Below are 14,430 nucleotides of genomic sequence, written 5' to 3'. Positions count from 1 at the left end.
CCTCTTACTTGCGGCACAACTTTTCAAAAGACTCATTTATTATTTCAAACCCTCTATCTATTTCTTCGTTTGAGATAACTAGAGGTGGTAAAAAGCGTAGTACATTATCAAATATCCCCGCTCCAATACTTATAAGCCCATTCTTCCAGAATTCATCAATTAATTTTAATGTTAGTTCTTTTGCTGGTTCTTTTGTTATACGATCCGTTACAAGTTCCATTGCAATCATTGCACCAATTCCGCGAACATCACCTATGACCTCGTATTTCAATTGCATTTCATGTAAATGTGATATTATTCTATTTCCAACTTGCTGAGCTCTTTCAACTAGATTTTCTTCTTCCATAATTTCAAATACAGCAAGACCGGCTGCACATGATAATGGACTTCCCGCAAAGGTCCCACCGATTTGCCCTCTCCCAGGAATATCCATCAACTCCGCACGGCCAACAATTGCACTTAATGGTAAGCCTCCAGCTATTGATTTTGATAATGTAATAATGTCAGGCTCTATTTGAAAATGTTCCGTTGCAAACCATTTCCCAGTTCGACCAAATCCAGTTTGCACCTCATCCATTATCATTAAAATACCATATTGATCACAAATCTCCCGGATTCGTTTTACAAATAAAATAGAAGGAACAATAAATCCAGCTTCTCCTTGTACTGGTTCCATTACGATTGCCGCTACTTTTTCAGGTGATACTTCTTCTAAAAACTTGTCAAACTGATAGATGACTTGAGAATCCACTTCTTCAGGAGAAGCCCCTTCTTCAGCTCTGTAGTAGTACGGATACGGCAATATATGCATGTCTGAAACGAACGGACCAAATCCTGCTTTATATGGATTTTCTTTGGTCGATAAAGACATCGTCATTAATGTTCTCCCATGAAATCCTCGTTCAAACGAGATTACTTTACTTCTCCCTGTGACTTTACGTGCGATCTTCACAGCATTTTCAATCGCTTCCGCACCACTATTTGCAAACATCGTTTTTTTCTCACTTGTTCCTGGCACTTTTTCATTAATTTTCTCTGCTAAAGTAATGTAATTTTCATATGGAGTTACATGAAAACATGGGTGAATAAATGATTCCGCTTGTTTTTGTACCGCTCTTACAACTTTCGGATGACAATGACCAACATTTTGCATTCCAATTCCACCAGCAAAATCAATAAACTGATTTCCATCTACATCTGTAATTATCGCTCCTCTTGCTTCTTTTACATATAAAGGCGTTAAATGATATATTCCTGTCGGTACAGCCGCCTCATACCTTTTTTGAAGTACTTGTGAATAATTTCCTGGTAATACGTTCGATTTCAACAATTCTGCTTCACCTCATCTAATTTTTATAATCAATCCATTTCTGATAAAGTGATTATAAATCTCATAAAACCATTGTTCAATTCAATTATTTATATAATAATGATAGGTATATCCTATGATTGAATTTGAGGTGATTCCAATCGAATTACGACAACTAGAATACTTTTTAGCTGTTTCGAAAGAGTTACATTTTACAAAAGCAGCTGAGAAATTAAACATTTCACAACCTTCACTAAGTCAACAAATACGTGCATTAGAACATGAAGTAGGCATGCCACTTTTCGATCGAATTGGTAAAAAAATATCTTTAACTGAAGCAGGAAGAGTTTTATTATCGCACAGTAAAACAATCTTTCATGAAGTCGAACAAGCCCGTTCTGCCATTCAAGATTTAAACGGATTACAGCATGGATCCTTAACAATCGGCTCATTGTTAACCGTCGTAAATTATTTACTACCACCAGCCATTTTAAATTTCAATAATTTATATCCTAATATTGAGCTTTCTGTATTAGGTCTTCGTACAGGAGAAATTCGTGAAAAATTATTACAAAACGAATTAGATATTGGCATTACATTTCTCCCAGTGCAAGATAAAGAGATTGTTTCTATCCCACTATATAAAAGTGAACTTACATTAGTTGTACCAACCAGCCATTCTTTAACTGAACGTAAGTATGTATCTATTGAAGAATTACAGGACTATCCTTTAATTCTTCTACCTAAAAATTTCCATTTAACAGAACTAATTACATCTCATTGCCAAAACTTTAACTTTAAACCAAAGCCAATTTTAGAGATTAGTACAATGGAATCTTTAATTCAAATGGTCTCAAAAGGTATGGGAATTACAGTATTACCAAAACCTTATATAGACTTTTTGCAAAGCGAACACATTCAATCTATTAAAATTGAAAACCCCACTCCAACAATAGATATAGGACTTATTTATAGAAAAGATAAATACATGTGCGCTGCTACCCGAGAATTTATTGAACAACTAAAGTTAACAGTACATTCTCTACAAAAATAAGCATAAAAGAGATTATCCTATGAAGCCGATGCACAACGACCTATTAGAATAATTTCTTTTCATAATGAAATAAAACATTACATTTTGTGGTTTCTTTTCTAAAAACCTAGTATTCATTATAAGTGCTTAATTATTATCGTTTTATCAAGCGACATATCAGCGATATTTTATATCTATTTCGTATAGGTGTTAGCAAGTTCGTTTGAAAACTTGTTAGCACTTTTTTATAAAAATTGTATAATGCTTCACAAAGTAGGAATCCGTTTTGATCAATCTTTTTTCAAAATGGATTCCTTTTGTCTCTTATCAATATTCAAATGTTACAGTAGTACCATTAAAACCATCAAAACAATTAGAGCAATTAGAGCAACCACCACAACCAAAACAACTAAAGCAACCGAAGCAACCAAAACAACGGAATCCACCACAACGACCACCACCGCCACAACCACCACAGCGACCACAACCACCACAACGACGAGCAGCATCTTCAATATAGTAATATGGATATTGGTTTTGCTGGTCCCAATACACAATATTTCCAGGCTGATAATCATTAAGGCTTAACGCTTGTAGTTCTTGTTGAAAATTATTCATCTTCATGACCTCCGTTTATAAACTACAACCCCATCGATACTTTCCTATATTTCTGTTCGTTAAATCTAAGTAGAAATAGCGCTATAAAGTGAAACTTTAATCAGTAGGGGTTTTGTTCATCCCCCACTGATTATTAGTTGAACCAATCTGGCGTCTACGGGCAGCAGGGCTCCCACCTAACTTCTTTGCTCCAGTCGAATTTTGAGGTGGGAGTTTTACTGCCCGCAAATAGCGGGATAAACTAAGTTCAATACGTACACCAACAAAATATGACCTATCACTAGATGATGTACCTTGTTCATATGCCTATTTTTAGGTTGTTTTTACTATATTTTCATAAAGTGAAACTTTAATCAGTAGGGGTTTTGTTCATTTCCCACTGATTATTAGTTGAACCAATCTGGCGTTTCCGGGCAGTTAATGCGGGATAAATGGAAATTATAAAATATAAATTTAAACAATAACATCTAGATTTATGTCATCATTTTCTAGCTTTATAGTCGTATATTCCATAACTTTGTTTGGTCATCTTCGTATTTCCAATATGCACTCCCATCTTTATTTTTCTTCGCTTCAATATCTGCTATATCAGAGCTAATTTTATAAGTATTTATAATTAGTGATTTCTGCTAAGAAAAGTCTATTTTTATGAATGGCAAATCAGCGATGTTTTATGTCTATTCCGCATACGTGTTAGCACTTTTTTATATTTCTTCTATTGCATACACCTTCATAATTTCAATATATTTTCCCTTACCACATGGACATGGTTGCTCTCTTCTATATGATTCTTCCCAGCTCATTTAAACACACCTCTTTAACTACTTAATTTATATTATTATATAAAAAAGCCCTGCCACAAGGCAGAGCGAGTAAGATGGATTACACGTATCATATAACAATTTATATCAGTAACTGAACACTGTTAAACAGTGTTCTTTTTTGTTTAAATTAGCGTTGTTGTTCAAAATATCCCGAAGTTGTTATATATTAAAAGTGCGACATACGTTCTACATTAAGCCCTTCCCTATGACTTATGTTTGAGTGCTAGGAGAAATCCTAGCTTTTATTTTCCCCTCTGAATAAAATCTAAAATTCCGTCATTTAAATACCAAACTCCGAATTCCCCTTGGAGATGAGCAGTCAGCTTTTGCTAACTGCTTTTTTTACAAATAATAATTAATTTACCCAAGAGCATTTCAAAAGATTTTCGTATGATATGGTGTATTCCTTTCTTTTGAGTGAATGATCTCGTCATGAGAGCACTTTATTAAGTGCTCTTTTCGTGTTTCAAATACATACAAAATAAAATTTTTATATTAACCTTAATTACACATTTAATTGAATATTAATTCATCAGATACAAATTATTTCTTATAAGGGCGCTCTGTACTTGCGCCATTATATAAATATTCAAATTTATTCCCCGCATATTTTTATAAGTTGTATACAGTTCCATATGGAATTGTTGAAACAGAAATTCCGTATGGTGTAATATGATGCATTGGATAATAATACTCCATAGATGAATAGTACGGTTGTATGCCTTGCTGTATTTGTTGCCTTTGCTGCTGTGCTTGTAACGCTTGTTGAACAGCTTGAATTGTACTTTGTGCTCCGCTATACGTAATACCCGCCGTACCATACGGACGCATTCTATCTCGGGTATCAAAATATGAATAAAACATTAGTATTCCACTCACTTCCATATAAGTTATTACAAAGTATATTATGAGTATTAATTTCAGTGAGTGTTAAAAACTAGTCCACTAGCTTTTATTCAAATAACGTTTTTGTTCAACTGCCTTTTTTTAATCTCCACGCCTTATCAAAATATAATCTTATATATCTTTCTACTTATTATGATGCAAGTGTCTACACTAAATTGTTAGACAAGCATAAAATAAATTAAGTCTAATAATAAAGGAAAAATAAATATGCAAAACCGTTACATGCTTACAGTCAAACTCACCTCATTTAACGAGACAACGCTGACTGGCATTACTATAGAAGGTATCACGCTGACAGCGAACGTCACGTTAAGAACAACCTATCATCAAGCGATTCTCAATCGATTTCCCCCTCAGGACCCAGTTCGTCCCCTAGTCGTGAACTATAACGTAGCCGTCAAATCTGGCAGAAAATCTGCTATCTTGAATGCCGTGACGCAGCTCGCGAATGCTGGGATAAGCGCGCAGGTTCGTCTGGATTCCTGCAGTGGCATCCTTCCGTCCCGTTCCCTCAATAATATAAGTCAGATACCCGTCACAATAGGATAACGACTGTGACGGGTACGAAGCTGTTCGAGTGAATAGCCCTCAAATTTGTCCCGATCCCATTTCCCTTCACTCCTTGAATATTTTTTCAAAACCAATACATACTATTTTCAAGCCGCCGTATCCACGGCTAATACTTCTTTCTTTTGTTACAGCAGAAGCAGGTAGATTCGTCACTTATCTGCTTTCTCTGTATATTTTTTAAAATATCGAAAAGACTACCTACAAGCTGTTTGAACTAGCAGCTTCACTCTTCTTGTAATGGGAAAGCAATTTATCACAATTAGCTAACTCATTCGACTCACTGGCAGACAACCAAAATTGTTGTCTGCTTTTTGTATGGAATTTTCCATTTTGCATATACTACTTTTGAGCCTGTTTACCAATGCAAGCCATTTTGGTGTTTTGAATTCCGACTAAGCTTTTTTGTTGCATAGATTATTACATCTTTGACAACACTGGTTAAAAGCGCGCTTTCTGGTTATTCGTAGTTCTAGTCCAGAATAATTTTTCTCCTATAAAGGACAGTAGGTACGACTGCTCGTCCTTTTTTACTTATATCGCATACTCTCCCTTTTGACAGCTATGAACCACATTGCCCTCTTCATCGAATTAAGCAATTTCCCAATAAGGGTGGCAGTTGTACACTTCTATTTCCCCATCGAACAAAACGAACAAATTAGTTTTCCAGTTTCCAACGATCGTACCCCACTTGCCAGCTACATTTACTCGCATACCCATGTAAGCAAAATGTAGATTTCGGTGGTTCTGCATTTTCTTGAAAGCTTTTTCCGCGCTGTACATCTGCTTGATGTCAAAAACACCTTCGTTCTCGCACTTTACAAACTTCATGAATTCTGTCATTAGCATTTGATATCTCTTTAACTTTAAGGGTATATTCTCATGTCTTACCCAATATGCAAGAAGATGCAGTGAAAACATTCGCGAAGAGTATATTTTGATATGTGTTTGCAAAATGTTTGCAAAATGTTTGCAAACACATATCGAAATGCTCAAAAGCATTGATTTAAAGGCATCTATAGCACATTGAAATAAAACATTACATATAAACTCATATAATTTTAGTGCACCTTTTTTGAGATTGGAATATATTTTGTAAAATACGCCCCCACTAGCAACAATATGATTGAGACTAGCCAAGTAAAAATACCGCCAAAATGAAGCCAATATGCAGACAAATTTAAAATTGCAATTAAAAAGCAACAAATAGAAGTTAATGCACTTTTTAATCCTTTTATCCCCGCTTTTTTTCTTTTTTGATAAGTTATATACATCGAAGCGACTAGAAAAAGGATTAGAACAATTGGTAACATAGCTTGTAGCAATGGCAATCCCTCCTGTCTATTCCCACCCCTTCATTTTACCATCTTATTCCTTTTTAATCTTTAGGAGTCATTTCATTTTTCTCTTCTCTCCAAAAGTCAGCATAAGTTTTATTTTTAAAGTTCACATTCACTTCGGTAAACGGAAGGATTTCTCCAACTTTCAATGAGTACCACTCGTTTAAAAGTGGCGATCCGAAGCAAATATTCAATGTACGATCCTGTAAATCAAATAATACAGAATGCAAAGTCCCAAACCACTCTTCATAATTATGCACCGTCACCCCGATAGGATATTCTTCTTCTACCAATCCTTTTAAAGATTCCATGCTCACCTGTTCATTTCGATTTAAATGCTCATGTAAAATGTGATATCTTTTTGTAGATTGTTCTAATTTCCTATTATTTAATTTCTGAATAGGTGAACTGACTGCATGGTTTGTTGATACGATAAAAGCTTGGCTTTCCTCATTAATTGTTGTTATTGATTTATGCCCGTCAAATATTTCAATATGTGCTGCGTTTAAAGAATCCGCTACAATTATATTAATATTACTTGCTATAGGCATTTCTTTTATTAATGATGTAGCTTCCTGCGTATTTCTACATTTCTCCAATATTACTCGAATTACAGCAAAACATTGCAAACCATTTACCATCGGTTTTCTTAAACCTTCAATATTCCCTACAGGTTGACCACATGCTGAAAATGTAATAGATAACCCATGCTCATTAACTCCTTCTGTTCGGCCAAAATATTGAGTAGAAAAGCCACTATGTGCATATGCACCTTCAACATGCGTCGAACAAAAACGCATATCATCTATTTTGGGTGATAAATCAAAATTTCTTAATACATATGTATGCTTTAAATCAGTTTTTTTAGGTAATACTGCACAATGACTACAACCTGCTTTTAATAGTGTCTGATAATAATACATCATATTCCTTGAAGGAATTTTCAATACTTCGCAAAAACCTTCAATTTCTTCATTAATTCCTGGACAATATTGTTTTAGTACATTTCTAGATTCTGTCCAATGGTTATCCGATATTAAATTTTCTTGCTGTATAAATTGTGGAATGAGATACGGGTGTTTCTTTACGAATTCCCCTTGTTGCTTACCAATTTCATAATGATTTCCTTTTAGTGACGAAAAATACCCCTTTATTTGATACACCTTAAATTCCCCCTCACATTGAATATATCCATATCATACCAAAATCCTTTTGTTCATTCTTGATGTTTTCCACTCTTTTCCACATACATTAACAATCCTTTTTTCTTTTCAATCAGGTCAGTTAATAACTATTTGATACCTACTCAAAACATTGTTAAAATTACTGTAAGAACAAGTATTCGAGAGGTTATCAGGATGAGTAAAGTATTTCGAAACTAGTTAAAATAATATCAAATGGAATAAACTCTACATTGAACCTGTTTATTGGCGTTCAACTGATTATGAAAATGCGAAAAGTTGTATTTCAAAGGGATGCAAATGGCCATATTGTTCAGTTAAAGAAAGAATATTTTTTAATCATCCATTTATTATAATGAAGGGATAAATTGTATATGAATAAAAGCAAACCAGTTGACGAATTAACTATTGAAGACTTGAAACAAAACCCAATATGGGAATGGGCAATAGATGAAGAGGAAAACGAAGAGTGCGATGAAACGTGGGTAAAACCAGTGGAAACAATAAATTTTACAGAAGAGTTAAACGGTTCAATAGTACTGGGCGAATTAATAATACATAATGATGAGAAATTCCCTATGATGTGTAGTATTGATATTGAAAATACTGAGGTATTAATTAGTTCCGTTGTTTTTTATAACGAAAAAGAAGATGAGTATATTGCGATAGAAGATGTAGTGAAAAAAGTCGAAATGCCTTTATCAATTAATATTAATCTCACAATTAATGGAGTACCTAGAGCTTTAAAATTCTCTGCAGATAAAATTGATATTTATAAAAACACTATAAAAACTAACTTAAATTAAATTCTAATTGAAGTTAGTAAAATACTCATTAAGTAAAAAATGGGAAACCATTATAATTAACGGTTTCCCAAATATCCTTCTATATTCAATATTTATATAACTTTATACTAAATAATCCCCTTTTCCACCAATGTCTCTGCGATTTGAACTGAGTTCCAAGCCGCACCTTTTAATAAATTATCAGAAACGATCCAAAGATGGAATCCTTTTGATGTATCAGGATCTTTACGTATTCTACCTACAAATGTATCTCTTTTACCCTCTGCATATAATGGCGTTGGATAAATTTGTTCACTAGGATTATCTTGTAAAATAACACCTGGTGCATTCAGTAGTACTTCTTTAATTTCTGCAACGGTCGCTTCTTTTTCAAGTTCAATATAAACTGATTCAGAATGCCCCGATACAACTGGAACTCTGACGCAAGTAGCTGCCATTTTTAGATTTGGATCTTCTAAAATTTTCTTCGTCTCTTGAATCATCTTTACTTCTTCGAATGTGAAATCATTGTCTGTAAATATGTCCACTTGCGGCAATACATTAAATGCAATTGGATAATGTTTTTTATCTTTTTTCGCTGGTAATATAGTACTCTTCACTTCTTCACCTGTAAGCATTGACTTAGCTTGTTCTTTTAATTCATGAATCGCATGAATTCCTGAGCCTGATACGGCTTGATACGTTGAAACAATAATTCGTTCTAAACCAAATGATTTTCGAATTGGCTGAAGAGCTGTTACCATCTGTAGTGCTGAGCAATTCGGAACTGCAATGATCCCTTTATGTTCCCTTAAAGTATGTGCATTTACTTCTGGAACAACGAGTGGTACATCGTGTGCCATTCGGTATTCACTTGTGTTGTCAATTACGATTGCACCACTAGAAACTGCATGATTTACATATTGTCTAGAAACTTCTCCTCCAGCACTAAAAAATGCAATGTCTACACCTTCAAAACTAGTTGATTTTGCCTCTTGTATTTTAATCTCTCGTCCTTTAAATTGTACTATCTTACCAGCAGATCGTTTTGACGAGAGTAATGTAATTTCTTCTATATTAAATTTCGTTACTCTCTCTAACAATGCAATGATTTTTTGCCCTACTGCGCCTGTAGCCCCAACTACAGCTACATGATAGCTCTTTTCACTCATTTTTTCTCCTCCAATTTCACTTGAATGAATTTCTCCACAACTTAATTTCAAAAGAAATTTAATGATTTGAAAAATTGAAATACATGATATAATCATTCACAAATCATGATAATAAAAGAGGTATCATTTATGGAAATGAGACATGTTAAAACATTTTGTGCCATTGTTAAATATGGCAGCTTTTCTAAAGCTGCTCATGCATTAGGTTATGCGCAATCTACTGTGACAGCCCATATTAAAGCATTAGAGAACGATTTAAACATTCCTCTATTCGATCGATTAGGAAAAAAAATACTTCTTACAAAAGCAGGTCATCAATTTCATCCGTACGCATTAGAATTACTTACTATTTATGATAAAGCGCAAGAAATCCCTCAAAACAGTGACCATTTAGAAGGAACATTGACTATTACATCTAATGAATCATTGGCAGTGTATCGGTTACCACAATTATTACGTACTTACAAACAGGAAAATTCGAAAGTAAATATCGTACTTGAGACAAATACCAATGAGCAAGCATTGAAAAAACTACATGAAGGAGAAACCGATGTTATCTTCATAATTGGAGAAAGTATAGAGCATAATGATTTTATTACGCGCAATTTATGTAATGAAACATTTGGATGGATTTTCCCTGCTCATTTCCCTTCAAACACTGATCCACTCCTTTTATTACAAGATACTCAATTTATATTTACAGAACAAAGCTGTGGCTATAGACCAATGGTAGATCGTTTTTTACGTCAAAGCGGAAGAAATCCTAATAAAACATTTGAGACTTCCAATGTTGAAGTCATTAAACAATCCGTTATGTGTGAGTTAGGAATTTCTATTCTCCCTTACATCGTTGTACAAGAAAGTTATCAAAAAGAACAACTCTGTTTTCAGCCCATCGAAACTCCAGCCGTCATTCAAAGCCACGTAATCTATCATAAATCTAGATGGATATCACCAGTTTTACAATCGTTTCTTACATTATTAGAGAGAATAGAATAGAAAAGTAAGCGAGTAATAACAGTAAAGGTGTTTCAAAATCAATATGTATATTATTTATTAGCTTGTACCTCACCTGCAATTAATTTACTACCTGAATATGTACCTTTTTGTATAAAAACTTGATTAATTAACTCTTTTTGCTCCTTTTCTGACATTACTCCTTTCCCTTCTCCTAAATTCCCACTTTGCAATTTCCAAATCTTGTTGTGGTCCACATCAACCTTTTCATATTTTCCTTGTTTCCATCGTTCTAAAATATCCACATATGTACTTTTTTGTGCAACATCATTACTATTTATAATTTCAAGTAAACTTTCAATACGTTCTTGTGTAATAAAAATATAACCCCATTTTTGATCAGCTTTTGTTTTTTGATGTGCCATTTCATGTAATGCTGTCTGTATGTTCTCATCTGTCCATTTGAAATTTTTATTAAAACCACTATTCGGCAATGAATGATTTCCATTTTCTAACAACTTTGCATCTTCGGCTTTTACATTACTATCAGCTAGCACTTCTACTGCTGGAGCGGCTGGTGATGCCTTTTTCGCAGCTGGTTTACTATTATTCAGATAATACAGCATACCATACGTTACACCTACCCCGATTACCGCCATACCAGCTATAATTCCTATTATTTTAAATAATGTTTTCATCTCGCCTATTTCCTCCCACATAGCCCTTTTCATAATTTCTATCTATTAAAAACAGATGTAGCTTCTCTTTTTTCGCAACTTACTGCAATTCATTTTTTCATACTAATTAACATAAATATAACTATTACTTTCCAGAAATGTAGCAACTCCATCCTCATCATTACTTTTGGCAATAAATTTAGCGACGGATTTTAATTCCTCAACAGCATTGTTCATTGCAACACCAATGCCACATTTCTCTATCATTTCCATATCATTATAGTCATCTCCAAATGCAATTACGTCAGATACGTCACAATTAATGTGCTGAAGAACATGTTGAATACTATTCCATTTTGAAACTTCCGCATGCATAATTTGACACAATGTTCCGTCATCCGTAATAACTGCATTACATTCGACAGGAGGTTCTTTAATTAAATTCTTATCTATTGAACCCTTATTACAAATAATCACTTTAAAAGCTTTTTCGAATTCTAGCTCTTTTACGTCTATAACTTCACAATGTACATTACCAAAGTAATCAGTAACATCAAAATTTGAGTACAGCTTATCATTTATTTCAATACAAATATGATTAAGGTTATATTTTTTTGCTTTTTCTATGATTTCTAAAATATTATTCTTAGAAATCTCCTTTTTATATAAAATATCATTACCTTTAAGAACAATTGCTCCGTTATAACAAATGATAATGTCATTCTTTAACGCATTGGGAATATACCAATTTATATCTCTTGGAGGTCTTGCCGTAGCAAAAATCAATTTATCCCCTTTATTTTTACATTCCCTCAAAATATCAATAGATTTCTCTGAAATTGTTTTATCACTTCTTAATAGAGTCCCATCTAGATCCGAAATAATAACTTTCTTCATGCTTAAATTAAGTCTCCTCTCATAAATTATCATTATTTACATTAATAGAATTATTTCAATAAATTTATCAATACTTTCATTACTTTTGATGCACCTATTCCTCCTTAAACTATATAGCAAAACTTTTCATACATTTCCTTATATTGTATTTCTTTTTCAGATAAATTAAAAGATTATTCTGTCACGTTATAAAATTTCTTCTCTAATATTTATTACATATACTAAGCATTTCATTTAAAACTACGAAACTTTATACTATTTCTACTTATAAAGTAGATGAAAAAATATTCCACTTAAATAAAAAAACGAGCGCCTTATATGACACCCGTTTCTTTTTAATATGCACGATTCTCTTGTAACCACCACGTTATAGCATCTAACCTTGAAACATCAAACCGTATTTCTTCATTCACTTTCAAATCCTTTAAACTTTTCATAATCTCCATTTCATTCGTCTTTACATTTTTCGCCCCGATTAACTTGCAGTACCCGTCTGTGACGTTATTTAAATTTTCATAATAACGCTGAAATGCTTTAGATATATGTAAATGTTTTTCAAAGTTTCTTCTTTTTTTCGTTTGATCAGATTCTTTCCGTTTTCTAAGCTCTTCATCACCCGTGTATAAATAAAAATATTGATCAGGAAAACCAATTTCCCTATTTATCAACTTTTCTTTATAAAAGTTTTCTATTAAAGATAACGGCTGATTAAATATATCAAAATGGAAACACCAATTATAACTAAGTGGCTGATAAATATCGCCATCAAGTATTACTAACTCATATTGCTGCGACTTCTGCACTGCTATATTCCAGCGCTCTACTTGTTTTTCAAAATACCATGTTCTATGTGCCTTTTTTGGTCTTTCAAATAAAAAGTTAACTTCAGGAATAATAAATGCACCGTAATTTTTTTCTAGTTCACGGCATGTTGTACTCTTACCAACAGCACTCGCTCCCTCAAACGCTATAATCCCCATATTTTCTCCCTCTTTCATTAGCTAATAATTCGTTGTTTCGCTTTTCGCCCCCATAACTGTTTCCATAAAACGATTGAAGCAATTGCAAGCATTATTGTTGTAATAATACTACCTTCAATTCCGAATGTGCCTCCGTGAAGTACTTCTGACCCATTTGTTACAGGTTTAAATAGCGGCGTTGAATATATCGTCATGCCACTAACCGCAAAACCATAGACGTTATATTGCGCCCAATTCCAAATTGAATGCCACGCGCATATCCCCCAAAGACTACTGTCTTTTAAAACATAAAATGCTGCAAATACACCAACTAATATTATATTCGATATTGAAAGAATTGTAATACCAGGATTAAGTAAATGCAGAAAACCAAATAAAAAGGACGTCACTATAATCCCAACCCATATACGACTTCTAACAGAAATAACTGGAAATAACCAGCCTCGTACAATAATTTCTTCCGTTGCACCTTGTATTAAAAAAGCAATTAAAGATCCTACAATACCAAATATGGCGGTTGCCGTAATTTGTTGCATTTGTAGTTTTACAATCCCTGTTAACACAAGTACAATTACTGGTATTGAAATAAAGACAAATCCTATTAACGCACCTCTCAAATACTTTCTTATCCATTGCACTTTCCAAAAACCAATGGATGAAAATAACCTTTTCTCTACAAACCTAATCCATAAAAAAACAAAAAATATAGCCCCACCAAACGCTAATATCATCTCAATATTATTATAAATTGCCTTTACAAATGATGTATCTGCTTTCGGTAAAAACAGCATAAATAACATAAAAAATTCACCTAAAGTTAAAAATACAATAGCTAGTAGTACAGCTAAAATAGGATGAACTTTTCTTCTTCCTTCTTTTGCTGCTTCAATTATTTTAAATTGTTTATTTTGCAATATTCTATCCCCTCCTAATTATTGTACTCCTCAGTATTATTAAAATATATATAGCCTTTCCGTTAAACTTATTTTTTAATATAAATGATCTTGGTTTAGAATAAATCCAGATTTGGAATAATATATAAATAAAAGAGATGTCTTTGTGCCTTTTACCAATTTCTCCTCATATTACTTATTGGTATTACCAGCACTTGCTATTTCCCACCATTTGTTGTAAGATAGTAATTAAGGTCAATTTAACATTATACTTTCTTTGCATATTATCAA

At 33.2% G+C, this 14,430-nt stretch carries 14 protein-coding genes and 1 pseudogene; 4 read left to right on the top strand and 11 right to left on the bottom strand.

Annotated features, from left to right (window positions below; all coding sequences use genetic code 11):
- Positions 1 to 4: 4 nt before the first annotated feature.
- On the bottom strand, positions 5 to 1,330 hold the full coding sequence (gene gabT, locus MHB76_RS11740; RefSeq protein ID WP_002200502.1) for a 4-aminobutyrate--2-oxoglutarate transaminase: 1,326 nt from the start codon (positions 1,328 to 1,330) through the stop codon (positions 5 to 7).
- 130 nt (positions 1,331 to 1,460) lie between these two features.
- Between gabT and MHB76_RS11735 the strand changes: the two genes are divergently transcribed.
- Positions 1,461 to 2,363 carry a LysR family transcriptional regulator gene (locus MHB76_RS11735; RefSeq protein ID WP_088079225.1) on the top strand — a complete coding sequence of 301 codons (903 nt, stop codon included), beginning with the start codon at positions 1,461 to 1,463 and terminating at the stop codon, positions 2,361 to 2,363.
- A gap of 306 nt (positions 2,364 to 2,669) precedes the next feature.
- On the opposite strand, the gene MHB76_RS11730 is transcribed toward MHB76_RS11735, so the two are convergent.
- From MHB76_RS11730 to MHB76_RS26310, 3 genes are all read right to left on the bottom strand, one after another.
- Positions 2,670 to 2,960, bottom strand: coding sequence for a heterocycloanthracin/sonorensin family bacteriocin (locus MHB76_RS11730; RefSeq protein ID WP_002157848.1), 291 nt, complete (start codon positions 2,958 to 2,960; stop codon positions 2,670 to 2,672).
- A gap of 1,436 nt (positions 2,961 to 4,396) precedes the next feature.
- Entirely contained in the window at positions 4,397 to 4,648 is a 252-nt protein-coding gene (locus MHB76_RS11725) for a DUF3947 family protein (protein ID WP_071151262.1), read from the bottom strand.
- Positions 4,649 to 5,848: 1,200 nt separating this feature from the next.
- Positions 5,849 to 6,106, bottom strand: coding sequence for a hypothetical protein (locus tag MHB76_RS26310; protein WP_016104842.1), 258 nt, complete (start codon positions 6,104 to 6,106; stop codon positions 5,849 to 5,851).
- A 2-nt stretch (positions 6,107 to 6,108) separates the two neighbouring features.
- Here MHB76_RS26310 and MHB76_RS26305 point away from each other — a divergent pair.
- A pseudogene (locus MHB76_RS26305) lies at positions 6,109 to 6,198 on the top strand (tyrosine-type recombinase/integrase); the annotation flags it as partial.
- Positions 6,199 to 6,318: 120 nt separating this feature from the next.
- On the opposite strand, the gene MHB76_RS11715 reads toward MHB76_RS26305, so the two are convergent.
- Together MHB76_RS11715 and MHB76_RS11710 are read right to left on the bottom strand one after the other, a co-directional pair.
- Entirely contained in the window at positions 6,319 to 6,582 is a 264-nt protein-coding gene (locus MHB76_RS11715; RefSeq protein WP_071151261.1) for a hypothetical protein, read from the bottom strand.
- Positions 6,583 to 6,635: 53 nt separating this feature from the next.
- Positions 6,636 to 7,760 carry a C45 family autoproteolytic acyltransferase/hydolase gene (locus MHB76_RS11710; protein WP_071151260.1) on the bottom strand — a complete coding sequence of 375 codons (1,125 nt, stop codon included), beginning with the start codon at positions 7,758 to 7,760 and terminating at the stop codon, positions 6,636 to 6,638.
- A gap of 392 nt (positions 7,761 to 8,152) precedes the next feature.
- On the opposite strand from MHB76_RS11710, the gene MHB76_RS11705 reads away from it, so the two are divergent.
- On the top strand, positions 8,153 to 8,584 hold the full coding sequence (locus MHB76_RS11705; protein WP_071151259.1) for a hypothetical protein: 432 nt from the start codon (positions 8,153 to 8,155) through the stop codon (positions 8,582 to 8,584).
- A gap of 107 nt (positions 8,585 to 8,691) precedes the next feature.
- On the opposite strand, the gene MHB76_RS11700 is transcribed toward MHB76_RS11705, so the two are convergent.
- Positions 8,692 to 9,735 carry an aspartate-semialdehyde dehydrogenase gene (locus MHB76_RS11700; protein ID WP_071151258.1) on the bottom strand — a complete coding sequence of 348 codons (1,044 nt, stop codon included), beginning with the start codon at positions 9,733 to 9,735 and terminating at the stop codon, positions 8,692 to 8,694.
- A gap of 129 nt (positions 9,736 to 9,864) precedes the next feature.
- Between MHB76_RS11700 and MHB76_RS11695 the strand changes: the two genes are divergently transcribed.
- Positions 9,865 to 10,734, top strand: coding sequence for a LysR family transcriptional regulator (locus MHB76_RS11695; RefSeq protein ID WP_070139283.1), 870 nt, complete (start codon positions 9,865 to 9,867; stop codon positions 10,732 to 10,734).
- 50 nt (positions 10,735 to 10,784) lie between these two features.
- Here MHB76_RS11695 and MHB76_RS11690 read toward each other — a convergent pair whose 3' ends face one another.
- From MHB76_RS11690 to MHB76_RS11675, 4 genes are all read right to left on the bottom strand, one after another.
- Complete coding sequence (locus tag MHB76_RS11690) at positions 10,785 to 11,390, bottom strand: PRK06770 family protein (RefSeq protein ID WP_002085644.1); 606 nt, start codon at positions 11,388 to 11,390, stop codon at positions 10,785 to 10,787.
- Between the two features lie 102 nt (positions 11,391 to 11,492).
- Positions 11,493 to 12,266 carry a Cof-type HAD-IIB family hydrolase gene (locus MHB76_RS11685; RefSeq protein ID WP_078174345.1) on the bottom strand — a complete coding sequence of 258 codons (774 nt, stop codon included), beginning with the start codon at positions 12,264 to 12,266 and terminating at the stop codon, positions 11,493 to 11,495.
- A 335-nt stretch (positions 12,267 to 12,601) separates the two neighbouring features.
- Positions 12,602 to 13,264, bottom strand: coding sequence for an AAA family ATPase (locus tag MHB76_RS11680; protein ID WP_078174344.1), 663 nt, complete (start codon positions 13,262 to 13,264; stop codon positions 12,602 to 12,604).
- Positions 13,264 to 14,160 (bottom strand): CPBP family intramembrane glutamic endopeptidase, encoded by an 897-nt coding sequence (locus tag MHB76_RS11675; protein ID WP_002157855.1) that lies wholly within the window; start codon positions 14,158 to 14,160, stop codon positions 13,264 to 13,266. Before MHB76_RS11675 ends, MHB76_RS11680 begins: the two co-directional genes overlap by 1 nt.
- Positions 14,161 to 14,430 lie beyond the last annotated feature (270 nt).

Origin of the sequence: Bacillus sp. FSL M7-1345 (assembly GCF_038006985.1) — a bacterium.
Taxonomy (GTDB): domain Bacteria; phylum Bacillota; class Bacilli; order Bacillales; family Bacillaceae_G; genus Bacillus_A; species Bacillus_A cereus_U.
The sequence above is the reverse complement of the archived record's forward strand: the minus strand, read 5'-3'. Positions and strand labels throughout refer to the sequence as shown.